The 15582-nt window shown below is 46.7% G+C and carries 16 protein-coding genes; 9 read left to right on the top strand and 7 right to left on the bottom strand.

Annotated features, from left to right (window positions below):
* The first annotated feature begins 55 nt into the window (after window positions 1–55).
* Window positions 56–841, top strand: a complete 786-nt coding sequence (locus ACMXI2_RS24590) for an SDR family oxidoreductase (RefSeq protein WP_483778627.1) — start codon at window positions 56–58, stop codon at window positions 839–841.
* Window positions 842–845: 4 nt separating this feature from the next.
* Here ACMXI2_RS24590 and ACMXI2_RS24595 read toward each other — a convergent pair whose 3' ends face one another.
* The 3 genes from ACMXI2_RS24595 to ACMXI2_RS24605 form a co-directional block, all read right to left on the bottom strand.
* Entirely contained in the window at window positions 846–1499 is a 654-nt protein-coding gene (locus tag ACMXI2_RS24595) for a hypothetical protein (RefSeq protein WP_483778628.1), read from the bottom strand.
* Window positions 1500–2070: 571 nt separating this feature from the next.
* Window positions 2071–2457 carry a hypothetical protein gene (locus ACMXI2_RS24600; protein ID WP_483778629.1) on the bottom strand — a complete coding sequence of 129 codons (387 nt, stop codon included), beginning with the start codon at window positions 2455–2457 and terminating at the stop codon, window positions 2071–2073.
* A 190-nt stretch (window positions 2458–2647) separates the two neighbouring features.
* Window positions 2648–3481, bottom strand: a complete 834-nt coding sequence (locus ACMXI2_RS24605) for an N-acetylmuramoyl-L-alanine amidase (protein ID WP_483778630.1) — start codon at window positions 3479–3481, stop codon at window positions 2648–2650.
* 156 nt (window positions 3482–3637) lie between these two features.
* On the opposite strand from ACMXI2_RS24605, the gene ACMXI2_RS24610 reads away from it, so the two are divergent.
* On the top strand, window positions 3638–4519 hold the full coding sequence (locus ACMXI2_RS24610; protein WP_483778631.1) for a lysophospholipid acyltransferase family protein: 882 nt from the start codon (window positions 3638–3640) through the stop codon (window positions 4517–4519).
* Between the two features lie 45 nt (window positions 4520–4564).
* Window positions 4565–5596, top strand: a complete 1032-nt coding sequence (locus ACMXI2_RS24615; protein ID WP_483778632.1) for a fatty acid desaturase family protein — start codon at window positions 4565–4567, stop codon at window positions 5594–5596.
* Between the two features lie 108 nt (window positions 5597–5704).
* Here the strand turns inward: ACMXI2_RS24615 and ACMXI2_RS24620 are convergent, their stop codons facing one another.
* Window positions 5705–6601, bottom strand: coding sequence for an aldo/keto reductase (locus ACMXI2_RS24620; protein WP_483778633.1), 897 nt, complete (start codon window positions 6599–6601; stop codon window positions 5705–5707).
* A gap of 157 nt (window positions 6602–6758) precedes the next feature.
* On the opposite strand from ACMXI2_RS24620, the gene ACMXI2_RS24625 reads away from it, so the two are divergent.
* The 3 genes from ACMXI2_RS24625 (at window position 6759) to ACMXI2_RS24635 (ending at window position 10007) form a co-directional block, all read left to right on the top strand.
* On the top strand, window positions 6759–6977 hold the full coding sequence (locus tag ACMXI2_RS24625) for a hypothetical protein (RefSeq protein ID WP_483778634.1): 219 nt from the start codon (window positions 6759–6761) through the stop codon (window positions 6975–6977).
* Window positions 6978–8091: 1114 nt separating this feature from the next.
* Entirely contained in the window at window positions 8092–9045 is a 954-nt protein-coding gene (locus tag ACMXI2_RS24630) for an ADP-ribosylglycohydrolase family protein (protein ID WP_483778635.1), read from the top strand.
* A gap of 131 nt (window positions 9046–9176) precedes the next feature.
* Entirely contained in the window at window positions 9177–10007 is an 831-nt protein-coding gene (locus tag ACMXI2_RS24635) for a DUF6515 family protein (RefSeq protein ID WP_483778636.1), read from the top strand.
* 51 nt (window positions 10008–10058) lie between these two features.
* Here ACMXI2_RS24635 and ACMXI2_RS24640 read toward each other — a convergent pair whose 3' ends face one another.
* Window positions 10059–11690: a TPM domain-containing protein gene (locus ACMXI2_RS24640; protein WP_483778637.1), complete on the bottom strand. Its 1632-nt coding sequence runs from the start codon at window positions 11688–11690 to the stop codon at window positions 10059–10061.
* A gap of 94 nt (window positions 11691–11784) precedes the next feature.
* Here ACMXI2_RS24640 and ACMXI2_RS24645 point away from each other — a divergent pair, with 94 nt between their 5' ends.
* The 3 genes from ACMXI2_RS24645 (at window position 11785) to ACMXI2_RS24655 (ending at window position 14214) form a co-directional block, all read left to right on the top strand.
* On the top strand, window positions 11785–12288 hold the full coding sequence (locus tag ACMXI2_RS24645) for a hypothetical protein (protein WP_483778638.1): 504 nt from the start codon (window positions 11785–11787) through the stop codon (window positions 12286–12288).
* Between the two features lie 185 nt (window positions 12289–12473).
* Window positions 12474–13553, top strand: a complete 1080-nt coding sequence (locus ACMXI2_RS24650) for a hypothetical protein (RefSeq protein WP_483778639.1) — start codon at window positions 12474–12476, stop codon at window positions 13551–13553.
* Between the two features lie 196 nt (window positions 13554–13749).
* Window positions 13750–14214, top strand: coding sequence for a VOC family protein (locus ACMXI2_RS24655; protein ID WP_483778640.1), 465 nt, complete (start codon window positions 13750–13752; stop codon window positions 14212–14214).
* A 10-nt stretch (window positions 14215–14224) separates the two neighbouring features.
* On the opposite strand, the gene ACMXI2_RS24660 is transcribed toward ACMXI2_RS24655, so the two are convergent.
* Together ACMXI2_RS24660 and ACMXI2_RS24665 are read right to left on the bottom strand one after the other, a co-directional pair.
* Window positions 14225–14959, bottom strand: coding sequence for a hypothetical protein (locus ACMXI2_RS24660; protein ID WP_483778641.1), 735 nt, complete (start codon window positions 14957–14959; stop codon window positions 14225–14227).
* A gap of 3 nt (window positions 14960–14962) precedes the next feature.
* Window positions 14963–15553, bottom strand: a complete 591-nt coding sequence (locus ACMXI2_RS24665; protein WP_483778642.1) for an RNA polymerase sigma factor — start codon at window positions 15551–15553, stop codon at window positions 14963–14965.
* Between the last annotated feature and the right edge of the window lie 29 nt (window positions 15554–15582).

The raw sequence follows: 15582 nt of genomic DNA on the forward strand, positions 1-15582 counted from the left end.
TTGCTTTTATAGGCATCAAACATTTTTCGCTAAATTGTACATAAAACTATCACGGATGGATCTCTCACTCAAAGGAAAAACAGCACTGGTATGCGGCAGCTCACAGGGAATTGGACTGGCCACTGCAACGGAACTCGCATTGTTAGGTGCTACGTGTATTTTATTTGCAAGGAATGAAGACAGCTTAAAAGCGGTACTGCCTGCACTCAGTGCCTCTAACGGACAACAACACAGTTATGCCATCGCCGACTTTTCAGATGTATCGCAGGTAACGGCAGCAGCGGAAAAGATTGCTGCACGCGGCCCCGTGCATATACTCATTAATAATACCGGCGGACCTGCTGGCGGACCCATTTTAGAAGCCAGCGCGGCGGCATTCACCGCGGCCTTTTCACAACACCTGCTGTGTAACCAGGCATTGGCGCAGATATTTGTGCCCGGCATGATCAGCGCCCGTTTTGGCCGCATCATCAATATCATTTCCACTTCTGTAAAAGCACCTATAAAAAATCTCGGCGTATCCAATACTACCCGGTGGGCAGTGGCAGCCTGGTCTAAAACCCTTGCCATGGAACTGGCGCCACATGGCATTACGGTGAACAATGTATTGCCCGGCTCCACTTCTACCGCGCGGCTGGAAGGATTGTTTAAGAGCAGCGCAGCTGCCCGTAACGTATCTCCGGAAGTGATAGAAGCAGAATGGCTGAAAGAAATTCCGATGCAACGTTTTGGAGAGGCCCATGAAATAGCGGCGCTGGCCGCCTTCCTGGCATCACCCGCTGCTGCTTATATTACAGGTACCAGCACCGCGGTAGATGGCGGTAAAACACCGGTGATGTAACTAATCAACAGGGAATAAAATTAACGACGCGCACCAGGCTGTCGTTTTCAAAATATAATTGTACGCTGCTTTCGCTGTCTTTATTATAAGAATCGCGCAGGATGATCATATCTTTCTTACCCTCATTTTCCGCCTGCAATACTGCATGGGGATATAACCGTTTTACCTCTTCCCAGGTAGTATGGCGGCTAAGTGTAATTTTACCGGAAGTCAGCGAGTTACTTTCTGTAAAAACAAATTCTTCACAGGCCAGTGAATCTTTACAGTGTTCGAAAGTCGATCCGTCTTTATAGAAAAAATCAAAATCCTCCTCAAACTGCGATCCGCAAATATCCTCGCCATTGGCAGATATAATGCTGTCGGCCATTCCTATGGCCGCTTCCAGGCGCTGCCTGCTGGTAAATAACGGCACTCTGTTATTGATGAGCGCCTGGCCAAAGGGAAAAACTTCTATCTGCTCCCAGGCAATGTTCCGCTGTATTTCCTGCAGGGAGTCTTCGTCTTCCGTAAGCGGCCGGATATTCTCCGAAGGCGCCGCTACTGCAATGTTATCCGTTTCTTCTATTCTGCTTTGCTGACAAGCTGTTAACGACAGCAACATGACGATACTGAACACCCGCTTTCTGTCTTCGTTCAGCCGATACCGTATATTCCGCATGATCCCGATAAATTTAAACTTAATTCCAGAACACATAATTAAAATAAATTATATTAATAAGCAAGTTATTTTTATTGCAATCGTTTACACAAAGAACAAATGCAGGCTATATTGTACACACAAAGTTCCACATATAAAAAAGCAAACCCTTCTCTTATTCCCGGGCATCCCCTGCCATTGGCCTGACTGGCGCAGGATAATTCCGCTGATGCCGCGGTGGTAAAAATGTAGCAGATTATGCGGTTGCCCATGCCTGTAAAGTTCTTTTAGGATAAGACAGGTATCCGCTATTTAGAGATAACCCATAGATAAGCCATATATAACCCATAGTTAAGCCGTATATAAGTCATACCTATAGAGATACGGCTTATCTATGATTTATCACTGTCTTTTCTATAAGTGTAATATGAAGAATCCAGGTTTAGGGGTGTGACAGGAGTAACACATAGGAGCGATTAGCCCCGTAATCGGCAGCAGGAGAGATCAGGGGTACAGGCAGCAAACAACGACTTTCCGGAAATTTACCGGGAGGCCCCGGTAAATTCCATCTTATTAAAATTGAAAGATCATGCTACTTCGCCTCCAGCAGTTTTTTGAGGGCTGTTTTACAGTCTTCAATATTCTGCCAGATCATTCTGTCCTCACAGATAGTGCCTTTGTATTTGATGGTCACCTTTGTTTTGCGTAACACTACCTGGTAATATTCCGGGGCGTCGGGAGAATTTTCCCAGGTAACCTTACCATTTTCTTCGATACCACCCGCCAGTTTATCTTCTATGACGTCGTTTACTTTTTTGTGCATGTTATCTGCAAAATCGTAGCTGACGTCTGTTTTTACCAGGCAGGAGGAATCTTTTACGGGATGATCTGTTTGGGCGGTGGCCTGTTCGCGGGGCCAGCATAGCAATGCGGCACTGGCTGCTACCAGCAGTAACGGGAATTTAAATGAACGTTTCATAACAAGAAAGATTAGTATAACATGGAGAATAGGTATATAACAAGTCCGGGAAAATGATCTCTTTGATTGCTGATTTTGGTTTATATCTCTTTTTAACTCATTATTAAAATATGACATTTATCTCACTTCACAAAATAATCTTGTGGGGAGACGTAGGGGTAAAAGTAAAGTTGGGTGTCTTCTTAACAGATCATTGGTATTGCTGTTGCAGGTTGAACATTATTTTCCTGCCGGCATCATTAAGACCGGGGAGGCTGTCGTCTGGCATAAAATGGCGTTTAAAGGCCATGATAGCGGCAGACGAGTCCTTCACATCGTATCCGATAATCCGGAGCGACAGTATCGGATCGAATGTTGCAGGTACAACGGTGGTGCTGGTGTCTTTATACCAGAGGCCAAAGCCTTTATCCGCCAGTTGCTGCCAGGGGAACCAGGCGCTGGGGTCTACCTTTCTGCCGGGTGCGATATCGCCGTGACCGATGAAGTTGGCTGCAGGGATATTGTAGCGGTGCTGCAGGGTATCCAGCAACACCAGCAGGCTGCGGATCTGAGCGGAATCGAAGGGTTCCTTACCGTTATTGTCCAGCTCTATGCCAATGGAAGAAGAATTGATATCCGTGAGGTTACCCCATTTGGCAACGCCTCCATGCCAGGCGCGGAGATAATCGTTCAGCATATGATGGATGGCTCCGTTGCGGCATATTACATAATGAGCGCTTACCTGTGTTCTTTGCAGGGTAAATGTTTTCAATGTTTGTTCACATGAATTCTGAGCGGTATGATGTATGATAACAAGACTGGGTTTCCGCATATTAAAGTTCACCGTACCTACCCAGGAGGGAGCTTCTGCGCCACCAGCGCCATTCAGCGCTCCTGGTTGCTGACGCAACACCTTTGCGTAGGATTTAGCTTCCTGCCGGTATACCTTATTGGTACCGCCATATGGATTACGGGCGCAATAAGAAAGGCTGCCAATCGCTGCCAGCAGGCAGCCGTATCTCGCAAATCGGGCTATGGTCTTCATCTGGAACTGTTAAAGTTTAGACAACACTACCCAATAAAGATACTAAATGAACTGATGCATCGTTTTTTTCACGGATACTGCTATGAAAAGTGTTCTTTAAGATATACATTTACATTTTCAATAATACTTTTCGAAGTATCAAAAACCTGTGCCACATTGTCTGCAATTGCCTACTACTTACTGTTACCACTGATTTACGCGCTATCGCTGCTGCCATTTCGTGTGCTTTACCTGGTTTCTGACGCAGTATACGTGTTGTTGTATTACGTGATGGGCTACCGAAAAAAGGTGGTTCTTCAGAATCTGCGGAATTCTTTTCCTGAAAAGAGTGAAGCAGAAATCCAACGCATCTGTAAAGATTTCTATCATTACCTGTGTGATCTTTTCCTGGAAACGTTTAAAACGCTCACCATCAGCAAAACAGCAATGTTGAAACACTGTAGCTTTACACCGGCTACACTGGAGCTTTTTAACCGGCTCGAAGCAGAAAAAAAGAGCGCAGTACTGGTGATGGGGCATAAAGGCAACTGGGAATGGGCCGGAAATACGTTCAGTATCCTTTGCCGTCAGCAGCTTTATGTGATTTATCACCCGCTGGCTAACAAACATTTTAACGGTCTCATGTACCGCATGCGCACCCGCTTTGGCACCAAACTGATAGCCATGCAGGATACTTTCCGCGACATGGTACAAAACCGCGACGAAGTAAATGCCACCGCTTTTATCGCCGATCAGGCGCCACAGCCCAAAACAGCGCAATGGCTCAACTTCCTGCACCAGGATACTCCTGTTTTCAAGGGTACTGAAAAAATAGCGCAGAAAATGAACTACCCGGTAGTGTACGTAACCGTGCAACGTGAAAAGAGAGGTTACTACACCGTATCGGCAGAATTACTGACCGCTGCACCCGCTGAAGAAAAAGACGGCGCCATTACCTCCGCACATACCCGAAAACTGGAAGAGGACATTGTTTCCCAGCCGGCAACGTGGCTTTGGTCGCATAAAAGATGGAAACACAAACGCACGGCCGTTATTTAATCATTTTACACAACAACAACTTAAGATAGATTATCCTACAACAATATGCTGGAAGGAAAACAACTGATACTGGCTACCAAGCCGTATGCACGCGAAGAGAGAGCCAAAAGCTGGCTTTATACAATATCAACATTATTACTGTTGATGCTGGCCTTAACAGGTACCCTGGTATTACCTTACCTGGTATTGAAAATAATGTCCAGTATCCTTTCGGGATTGCTGATTGTAAGAATGTTTGTTATTTATCATGATCATCAGCATCATGCTATTCTGCATAAATCATGGTTAGCGGAAGCGATCATGGTTACCTTTGGCGTGTATGTACTGGCGCCTTCCAGTATCTGGAAGCGTTCGCACGATTACCACCATAAACATAATTCAAAGTTGTTCAGCGCCAGCATCGGCTCTTACCCTATCATTACCCGTAAGAAATTTGAATCCATCGCACCGGCGGAAAGAAGAACTTACCTGTTCAGCCGTCACCCGCTAACCATTGCAGCCGGCTACCTGTCGATGTTTATGATCGGTATGTGTGTGCAATCTTTTGTAAGCAGTCCGCGTAAACACCTGGATTCTTTGCTGGCGCTGATCATCCATATCGGCGGCAGCGTAGCGGTAGCTTATTTCCTCGGATGGGAAAGCTGGATGCTGTTTATCCTGATTCCGTTTACCATTGCGTGCGGACTGGGCGCCTATCTTTTTTATGCGCAGCATAACTTTCCGGGCGTTACGTTTAATGTAAACAAGGAATGGTGCTATGATAAAGCGGCACTGTTATCTTCCAGCTATATGGTGATGAATCCGGTAATGAAATGGTTTACCGGTAATATTGGCTATCATCATATTCATCACCTGAATGCGCGTATTCCTTTTTATCGTTTGCCGGAAGTAATGCAAAAGATCCCTGCCATGCAGCGTGTTAAAACTACCAGCCTGGGCTTCCGGGATGTGTGCGCCTGTTTCCGGTTGAAGGTATGGGACCCGGAACAGAACCGGATGATCAGCCTGCGTGAAGTACGTACTATCAGGAGGGCTCTGCTGCGGAGGGAGCACGATCCAGCAATAGTTGCCGGATAATTTTCTTCCTGGCTTCCAGCATCTGCGCAGTGAGTTCTTTTGTTTTCTGTAATACCGGCAGGCCGGCAGTATGCGGCAATCCTGCTGCCGCCAGCACCGGTGCAACTGCTACAGGTGCTGATCATACCTGTTGATGGCTACTGCCTGTTCCAGCTTTTTAATTTCATCCGGCAGTAATGCGGTGGCTTGCACAGCGCGTAGTGCATCCTCCAGCTGCGCCGGTGTGCGTATGCCCACAACAGCGCTGGTTACAGCCGGTTGCTGCAATACAAAACGCAGCGCTGTTTGCGCAGCATCCCGTGAAGCACTACTTACCGATTTTACAGCAGCAGCTGCAACAGCTACTTCTTCCGCAGTGTAGTTTAAGTAAGGCGCGGCGGGTTTATTTACCAGCAAGCCTTTCGCTACACTACCTCTCGCCAGCACGCCGATGTTATTTTCCTTCAACAAAGGGAAAGCCGTTTCTTCCGGACGACGATCCAGCAGGCTGTACTGCATCATTACGCTCACTATATTTGACCGCTGTACATATTCGCGGATCACATTGGGCCGGATCGAAGAGATTCCATAGTACCTTATTTTCCCTTGCTGCTGCAGGGTTTCAAAGGCAGCAATTGTTTCATCGATTGGATCGGCAATGGTGCCGCCGTGCAGCTGGTACAGATCGATATAATCTGTTCGCAGTCGCTGCAAACTCGCCTCCACAGCGGCCATGATATATGCTTTACGGGGATTCCAGTCCCATCCGCTGCCATCTTCTTTCCACTGATTTCCTACTTTGGTGGCTATGATAACGGATGATCTTCTGTCTTGCAGGGCTTTGCCCACGGTGGTTTCATTTTGTCCGTGTTCATACAGGTCGGCGGTATCAAAGAAATTGATCCCCTGGTCGCAGGCGTGATGAATAAGGCTTGCATTGGCGGCATCATCATTTCCGAGCGACATACCGCCGAATCCGATTTCACTGACAGAGAGGTCTGATTTTCCGAGGAGATGATATTGCATGAGTATCCGGGTTTACTGCGTTTTCGATGGGGCACTTTCTATGAAAGTGCAGGTAACGAAGTTATCACCAAAACTTTCATTTTCCCTATAAATCCGGTTTAAAATAGTGGGCTGTTTTGATAAACAGCCCCGGTATCTATTTACGTCCACCTCAAAAATGAGCTATGTTGCAGTAAGCGCGGTATTACCGCTGCGTTACCATGTGTTAGTAAGGAGATGGGGCCGCCTGGAAAAACAGCCCCTGTCTTTTAGTATGTCCGATCCATTGTTTAACCTTATTTGTTGTTATGATCCGGAGGAAGAAATCAGGACCACCTGGAAAGATGGTCCCTTCCTTTCCCAAATCAAATGGTACCAGCAAGAAAACGTTCTATAAGTAAGACTGTTACCAGCCTGGTTTTTAAAGATGGGGACCGTCTGGAAAAACAGTCCCCCGGTTTTCCGAATCAATCGCAGCATAAATGATCTCGTTTCTACACTGACCGGTTTAACGTATGGTTTTATATGTAAACAATATGCAGGGTATGCGCCTTCATATTGGTGATTCCGGTAATGGGGACCGTTTAGAAAAACGGTCCGGGGCATAAAGCTTCCATCGTGTATGTTGCACTCCAATAATGTTTTCATATAAAAGTTTTATGGGATTAAAAATCAGGGGACTACCTGAATAAGTGGCCCCGTTTAGCATGCGTCGCAAAGACTTCAACTAAATGTTCATCTCAATGTTTAAAAAACCGGACTGCCTGGAAAAACGGTCCGTTCTTGTATGTACTATCACCCCATGTGAATAGGATTTGATTGGTTAACTGTAGCCGGGAACAAACAATGAATACCTTAAGCTGCAAGTGTGCATGTTATTCCCTGCCGGCCATTGGTAATACCAGGTCTGACCAGTTACCGGCGTATCAATGCCGGTGATATATCGCGCTCTTCCTATGCCTGATCTTCCTTAGCCCTGATCAGGACCTGGCGTACCGAAAGCAACAGCTGTTCCGCTAATTCAATACAAAAAAAAATAACTGATAGTGATAATGTCCAAGAAATGTGCATGTTTGAAAATGCCTGTTGAACAAAAAAGATTGCATGTGGGTTAATTTTCGTTTTCAATAAATAAATACAAGGAATAGCCAGCTGTTTCGCGCTGCTAATAATGGTTGAATAACCTTTTTATTGTGACCGGGTTAACTGTGACAACAAGGTTATAATAATGCTCCTGACAAACTAAAAAACAGATTTTCGGTAATTCTTTTCAGCGATATGTTCATCGTGATAATGCAAAGGTAGAAAGTTATCATTACCGTAAAGCATGTTCTACGGCCATTACAACAATGAACAATCCTGAACGGGCCTCAAAAATGCTGAATAAAATGAACAACAAAGATTAAAAAAATTATTGTATAAATATCGCAGTGTGACTATCAGAATTAACAAATCAACCGTATATTCATTGCTATATTTCATACATACTTTAACGTTAGATATTCTATCCCATGCAACAACAAATTACAGGCGCTTTTTACGGTATCGCCATCGGCGATGCACTGGGCGTACCGGTAGAATTCAAAACGCGTAGTTATCTCTCAGAAAATCCTATTACCACCCTCACCGGGTACGGATGCTGGAATCAGCCTCCCGGTACCTTTTCAGATGATTCCTCCCTCACTTTCTGCACAGCGGAAAGCCTCATAGCAGGTTACAACCTTCAAAACCTGGCGCAGTCGTTTGTACGCTGGTCATCGGAAGGCTACTGGGGCGCGCATAATGAGGTATTTGATATTGGCCATACTACCCGCCGGGCATTGCTGAGGGCAGGTAGTGGCACTTCCCCGCTGATAAGCGGCGGATTCGAGGAATTTGAAAACGGCAACGGGTCTTTAATGCGCATGATGCCGCTGGCCCTGTTCCTCACCAGCGAAAATGATATCCATATCCGCTACCAGACCGTCCGGGAAGTGTCCGGCATAACGCACCAGCATTTCCGTTCGGTACTGGGTTGCTTCATTTACGTGGAATTTCTCCGTGCCCTGTTGTCCCTGAAAGACTTCCGGGAAGCTTATTTGCAGATGCAGCGGAGCGTAAATGCCTACCTGGGCGCCCAGCCCTTCAACCCGGCGGAAATAAAGCTCTATGAACGCATATTACAGCAAGATATAGCCGCAGTACCCGAACAGCAGATCATCAGCTCCGGGTACGTGGTATACACGCTGGAAAGCGCCCTCTGGTGCCTGCTTAATACGCAGGATTACCCTACCTGCGTGCTTACCGCCGTAAACCTGGGAGGAGATACCGATACCACCGGCGCAGTAGCCGGGGCCGCAGCGGGCCTCCACTACGGTTATGACCAGCTGCCGGCTCAGTGGATAAACCAGGTGGTAAAGTCGGCCGAAATAGGTAATCTCGCCAAACGCTTTATGGCAGCCATTAATACCACGAGCACCCAGTAAGCATCCATATTTCAGCAAACCGGCCGCATTTTTGCAATATATGGTATGCAGTTAAACTTCAAGTCCCTTTCACCGTCTAACAAACGACAGAGACAGAGAAACTGGAGAGACGATTACCAAATGTTAAAAAAATGAAAAACAGAATTTATATACTGTTTGTGCTGGTTGGCCTGTTGGGCACATTTACAGTAAGCAACGCCTACGCGCAACGAGTTAGCTCAGGCCAGGGCGGAGGTCGTGGTGGTGGCTCCCATTATAGCGGTGGCGGAGGATTCCGCTCCGGCGGCGGTAGCGGCAGAGTATACACTCCCCAACGTATGTATTCCCCTCGTATAGCGGCTCCCATAAACAGGGGTTATTATCACGGTTATCATGGTCCCGTTTACCGCGGACGCGTATATTACGGACGTCCCTGGTACAGACCTTACTATAACCCGTTCTTCCCGCCATTAGGATTATATGTTTCTTCACTGCCTTTTGGTTACTTCTCCCTGGGCGCCTCCTTTGGTCCGATGTACTACTACGGAGGAACTTATTATCAGTCGACCGGCGATACCAAAGGCTATAAAGTAGTGGAAGCTCCCCTCGGCGCAGCAGTGCCTGATTTACCGGAAGGTGCAGAGGAAATACAGGTAGACGGAAACACCTATTACGAACTGAATGGTACCTATTACCAGGAGTCCATGACAGATAACGGCAGACGTTATATAGTAGTAGGCAAAAATGGTAAAATAGGCGATAAAACAGTGACCATTACTGACGACCAGGGAAATAACAACCCGGATAACGGCGCAGGTAATACAGATGTGATTTCACAATTACCGGATAACAGCCGCTCCGTAAATATCAACGGTCAGCAGTACTATTTATCACCAGACGGCATGTACTATCAGCCTGTTCTGAACAGCGATAATTCTATCGCAGGATATAAAGTGGTTGGTAAAATGAATGCCGATAATTAAAAAATATAGTTATTCAGTTTAACAGGGAGCCGGTTTTATACCGGCTTTTTTTTACCAGCTGCTGCTGGCTCCGCCGCCGCCCGAAGATCCGCCACCCCAGCTGGAAGAAGAGGACGACGACGATGAGCTTCCGGAAGAGGAAGAAGACGATGATTTAGATATCTTCGGAATTACAAACTGGTAATCATGTGCATAAGCACAGAAGGCGCAAACATATTCCTTTATGCCCCATCCTGCAGATGAAGTAGTGGCGCGCTTTTTAGTCACCGTTTTCTTACACTTATAGGTTTTATGTTTGCACGAAGGACAGTCTGCCAACGCCGACCGCATATTGGTATAATTCAACACCGTTTGGGTATTACAGGTATCGCAGCGCCATACGTCGTAATCTACCGAATCAAGCTTTTCTTCCACTACCTGCCCTTTTTCCAGGTAAGTATTATCTTCTGCTTCATCCAGTTTGTGCATAGCCTGTGCGCACTGCGGGCAGTCATATACATCATTGCGCAGATGATTGAGCCGGTTCTTCAGCCACATGATATACAGCCATAAATACGGCAGCGGGAACACGTATCCTGCAATCCGCAGATCCCTCCGCAACACCTCCAGCCGCAGCCATTTCAGGTGGCGGTCGTCCTTCCTCAGCATCACCGCAGTACGGAGCATAATCAGCAGCACGGCCACGTGCATAAACACCAGCCACACCAGGTAATAGATCAGGCATACTTTAAGGAATCCCACATCCATGTGGCGCTTTGTAGTGAGATAGAATATAGTATAAAAAGCGATGGCGTGGATAATGATCAGTCCAATCCAGCGGGGACGCAGGAATTCATTGGGAACAGCCGTTATGGCCAATGGTTCTTCATCAGCATTCTCTTTCCGCCGCTTTGCTTTTTTCCCAAAGAAAACATGCATCATTGCCGCCGATATGAGTAACCAGAAAATAATGGCTATAAAGGAAAAATCGCCGGTATAGTCATTGGAAGCGGAACTGGTGGCTTCCTCTGTACTGGCAAATGACTGGGGAGCTACGTCTATAGCATCGCCATCTGTCACCGGCGACGGGACTTCATCTGTTGCAACAGTTGCGCTATCAGTAACCATCAGGGAAGCATCTGCCTGTGGCAGATCCGGCAGCATATCATATGCATAGTTACCATTATCGAAGAGGGAAGCGACAGATTTAACACCGTCTGTAAACGCTGCATCGTAGTTGTGCTCTTTGATGCGCGGGATCATGTATTCCTGCTGGATACGAAAACAGATAATGTCCGGCATGTCTGCCTCGAGGCCATATCCCGTTTCAAATTCCAGTTTGCGGGCATCTTCCACCATCAGGATCAGCAACCCGTTATTCTTCTCCTTATCTCCTATTTTCCAGTAATTGAACAGCTTATGGGCAAAATCGCGCGTTTCATTATCGCCAATGCTATGTAGTATTACTACCGCCACCTGCGCCTTGCCGGCATTATCCAGGGTGGATAATTTCTCATTCAGCTCAGTTACCGCCGCGTCGGAAATCAGGTGGTCGGGATTACTCACATAGCCACCGCCGGATTTTTTCGGATCCGGTACATTTTCCACACTGAACTTTTGTTTTTTGCTTTGATCACACGACGCCAGGAAACCAATCAGCAATGCCAGCAACAGGCACCTCAATAAAAACGGTTGATACTTCATCAGCATATTTTCTGTGCCGAAGATATGTTTATTTAATTTTTTCTTTCAACAGAAGAAAGTATTTTAACTCCCGATGAAGCCCGTTGTACCGACCTTGATAATCATATTATGCTTTGCAGCGACCCGCAGTTTTGCTCAGGCCAAAACTGCCGACACCACCGTAAAACCACCGGTACAACTGAAAACAGTGAATATTGTCCGGTATAACTTTTTTAAAGATGCTGCTGCCTTCCGGGAAGAATACAGTAAAGAGATGACCTTCCGCCGTCCGAAATGGTTTGAAGTTTACAAGATCACTGCCGTAGATATCAACAAACTATACCGGGTTACGCAGTTTAAGAAGAATAAAAAGAAGATCGCCTTCAAACATATGCTGCTGGATAAAGAACAGGATATGTATGTGAATAGTGTATATACCCCCTCGCTGGTGAATAAAGTGACCCGGCTTGATGGCGACAGCCTCCGGCTTTTTATGCAATACTACCGGCCGGAATATTCATTTATTAAAACCGCTTCTGACTACGACATCTATGCGGAAATAAAAAAGTATTACGGGGCGTTTATTAAAACCCGCGACAGTGTACCGTCTCAACCATAAAACATGGCATACCTGCATTTCTTTGGCGTCCCCTGCCCTTAAAAATACTATATTTCAGTATCCATACGTTTTACTAATTCCCGCTATTATTGCGGTAATGGTCACTGCTGTGGCAAAGATTACATAAATTAGTGATCTCAAACCAGTTAACGTTGTTAGTTTTAAAGATTCTCAATACAGCTCACATGAAAAGGTTTTTCATATTGGTTGCCCTTCTCGTTCCGGTGGTACTCACCGCGCAAACGAAACTCAGTCAAAATATCGTAGACGATTTCTCCGCCCGGGTAGCCGCTCACTACCAGCTGCCGCATGATTCCATCACCGGGTACATTGCCGAACAGCTCACCCGCAGCGGTAACGCCGGCCTGGATATCGACTCTACTGTTTTTGATCTGAAAAAAGATCCGGTAGCTTTCGACGCCGCACTGAAATACCTTTACCAGTACAGCGATTGTAACCGGCAACGGTTTATTGCCAACCTGCGCAGTATGGGGCTTCAAACCAACAGCGTATTCCCTATTGCCACCTACACAGCCAACAAGTACAAGGGCGAAGTGAAAGCCCTCCTGGAAGATAAAACGGATTTCCTGGCTACCTATACAGGACCGGTAACCGGTAAAAAGCCACCTGCCACCATTGCAGAAGTAGCCGCGGCCAACCAGGCAGCCGCCAACGCGCCGGCCAGCACCACGAGCGGAAATGAAAGCGCTACTACTACAGAAACTGGCAGTACTGCCCCGGCAGCGGATACACGCAACTGGGAAGTACGCCCCCTGTTCCAGGTACGCACCCCGGAACAACTGGTGGAAATGTACGGCGCCAATAACGTTACCCAGCACGACGCCGTAAATCTCTCCGGCGAAAAAGAAGGCGAGGCTTACCTGATTTATCCTGATACCGACAACGAACTGGAAGTACAGTTTGACGGCGAAAATGGTAACATCCTCACCTTTTCTCACTACCCTTCCAAATGGAAATCGCCCTATGGCATCAAAGCCGGCGATCCACTGGATAAGCTCATCAAGGTAAATGGCCGCCCCTTTAAACTGAACGCCTTTGAATGGACCAACGGCGGAATGGTATCCAGCTGGAATGGCGGCGCCCTGGAAGGCAAAGGCGTGATCATTGTGCTGAAAGCCAATAACACCGGCGATCCTAAACAATACGACCAGGCCACCGGCGACAAAATCCTCCGCTCCGATATGCCGGCGCTGAAAAAGCTGGACGTGATCATTGAATCAGTAGCAGTTAAAGCAGCGAATTAAAGACCGTAGCGGATGTTGTCTTTCTCAGGATTACGCTGATTATACTGATTTACTTTTTTTGATTTTATAAAAGATTTTAAAAATCTTTTATAAAATCAAAAAAGTAAAAATCAAACTAATCAGTATAATCAGCGTAATCCTGAGAAAGACAACATCCGCACTTGCACTTTTCATTTGTGCTCACTATCTTGTTTGTATGAAACAATTTCTATTATCCGGCGGCCTCCTCTTTTTGGCGCTTACCGGTATTTCTATTCACATGAACGGACAAGCAAAGAAGTATCCATCGCTGAACCATATGGCGCTGTATGTAGTTGATCTGAAAACAAGCACGGATTTTTACCGGGATATTATTGGACTGGAACCGATGGAAGAACCCTTTAAAGATGGAAGACACAGCTGGTTCAGAGTAGGACAGAACAGCCATGTACACGTGATTTCCGGCGCAGCCAAAGCCACTACGCACGACAAAAACACGCATCTTTGCTTCAGCGTACCCGATATGCAGGCTTTCGTGGAAGTATTGAAAAAGCACCATATTGCCTTTGAAGACTGGCCAGGCAAAGCCGGCGCCATTAATAAAAGAGTAGATGGCGTGCAGCAGATTTACCTCCGCGACCCGGATGGCTACTGGCTGGAGATCAATGACGATAAATACTGATCATACCAACTTATTTCAATTCTTTTTCCAGTGCGGCGGCTTTCGCTGCAGCGGAGGCATCGGCAGGGATTTTCTTTAACCAGGTCAATGCCTCTTTTTTATGCTGCGCCTGGGCATAATACAGGGCAATATAAAACGCGGCATCGTATTTAAATACGGATTCCCCCTCGTATACCTTCACCAGGTCTTTCATACCTGCCTGCACGGCGCCGGTTTGGGTAAAGGCAATCCCCCTGTAATAAAGGGCAGTTTGACTGCTACTGTCTGTTTTGAGATAAGTGTCCAGCAAAGGAATCACCTTCGTGTAGGCCTTCTCGTTAAAATATAATGCGGCAGATTGTAACAGCGTATCTTCACTATTTCCCCGCTCGGCGGCTACCTGCATTTCAATATTCCCATAGGTGTCCATATAACTGGTATCCCGGGAATAAAAGCGGAACAGGAAGATTCCTCCCAGCACCGCTGCAGCCATACCGATTGTGACCAGGTACTTTTTAATGCCCACCACTTTTCCTGTACGTTGAAAATGTTCGGCGCGCTGCTCCTCCAGGGTAGCCTTCAACCGGTGAAGGCCCGGGTCGGACTTTAAGCGGTCCGATAAGGTAGCAGCTACCTCGCGGTATTGCTGTACCGATGCAGACAAAGCGGCATCTTCCCGGAGGGCGGCTTCAAATTGCAGCAGTTCTTCCGGCTGCATGTCGCCTTCCACGTAACGGATAATATCTTCCTGGTTATAAGCAGCCATACACTAAATTTTCTGAGCCTGAATATAGGATAACAATGTAGCCATGCACTCTGATTTTTTCTTCCGCAGATAGCCATAGGTAACGCCCATCGCCACCGCAATTTTTTCCTGGGCTTCACCGGTCAGTGATAACCGGAGAATTTCCCGGCACTTTTCCCCCAACCGCTCAAATTGCGCCAGGTACATACCCGCCCGGGCTTCCTCTCTTACCACCTGTTCGGCCGCGGCAAATACATCTTCTCCCACATCATATAAATCATCCAGTCTTTTTGTTACCGGCTGACGGCCTCTTTTTTTTAATTCATTCAGCCATTTCCTTTTACAGATCAATAAAAAGAACGGTTCAAAAGGGCAGGTAAGCTGCAGCTGTTTGTGCTTCGCCTGGTGATATACATCTATAATAGACTCCTGGAAAATATCGGCGGCATCATCTTCCGTACCCTGGTGCTGCAGGATATGGTGTTTGATCTTTCCTGCAAAACGCTGATAGATTTCCTGCACCAGCAACGTATCGTTCTGTAGCAGGCCCTCAAGGTATCGCTGGTCGGGGTGAATACTCATCTGGAAGTGCTTCGCATGGGTTGATAGGAACATGCTGTGACTAAAAGTACATCTTTCTGAAA

The sequence above is a fragment of the Chitinophaga sp. G7 BAM 1005 genome, from assembly GCF_057126945.1.

Bases quoted from the DNA above. Each gene is read 5' to 3' on its own strand.
- ACMXI2_RS24660 (WP_483778641.1), bottom strand. From the start codon at position 14,959: ATGGCTGCTTATAACCAGGAAGATATTATCCGTTACGTGGAAGGCGAC.
- ACMXI2_RS24615 (WP_483778632.1), top strand. From the start codon at position 4,565: ATGCTGGAAGGAAAACAACTGATACTGGCTACCAAGCCGTATGCACGC.
- ACMXI2_RS24635 (WP_483778636.1), top strand. From the start codon at position 9,177: ATGAAAAACAGAATTTATATACTGTTTGTGCTGGTTGGCCTGTTGGGC.
- ACMXI2_RS24600 (WP_483778629.1), bottom strand. From the start codon at position 2,457: ATGAAACGTTCATTTAAATTCCCGTTACTGCTGGTAGCAGCCAGTGCC.
- ACMXI2_RS24640 (WP_483778637.1), bottom strand. From the start codon at position 11,690: ATGAAGTATCAACCGTTTTTATTGAGGTGCCTGTTGCTGGCATTGCTG.
- ACMXI2_RS24630 (WP_483778635.1), top strand. From the start codon at position 8,092: ATGCAACAACAAATTACAGGCGCTTTTTACGGTATCGCCATCGGCGAT.
- ACMXI2_RS24605 (WP_483778630.1), bottom strand. From the start codon at position 3,481: ATGAAGACCATAGCCCGATTTGCGAGATACGGCTGCCTGCTGGCAGCG.
- ACMXI2_RS24595 (WP_483778628.1), bottom strand. From the start codon at position 1,499: ATGCGGAATATACGGTATCGGCTGAACGAAGACAGAAAGCGGGTGTTC.
- ACMXI2_RS24620 (WP_483778633.1), bottom strand. From the start codon at position 6,601: ATGCAATATCATCTCCTCGGAAAATCAGACCTCTCTGTCAGTGAAATC.
- ACMXI2_RS24665 (WP_483778642.1), bottom strand. From the start codon at position 15,553: ATGTTCCTATCAACCCATGCGAAGCACTTCCAGATGAGTATTCACCCC.
- ACMXI2_RS24625 (WP_483778634.1), top strand. From the start codon at position 6,759: ATGAGCTATGTTGCAGTAAGCGCGGTATTACCGCTGCGTTACCATGTG.
- ACMXI2_RS24590 (WP_483778627.1), top strand. From the start codon at position 56: ATGGATCTCTCACTCAAAGGAAAAACAGCACTGGTATGCGGCAGCTCA.
- ACMXI2_RS24655 (WP_483778640.1), top strand. From the start codon at position 13,750: ATGAAACAATTTCTATTATCCGGCGGCCTCCTCTTTTTGGCGCTTACC.
- ACMXI2_RS24650 (WP_483778639.1), top strand. From the start codon at position 12,474: ATGAAAAGGTTTTTCATATTGGTTGCCCTTCTCGTTCCGGTGGTACTC.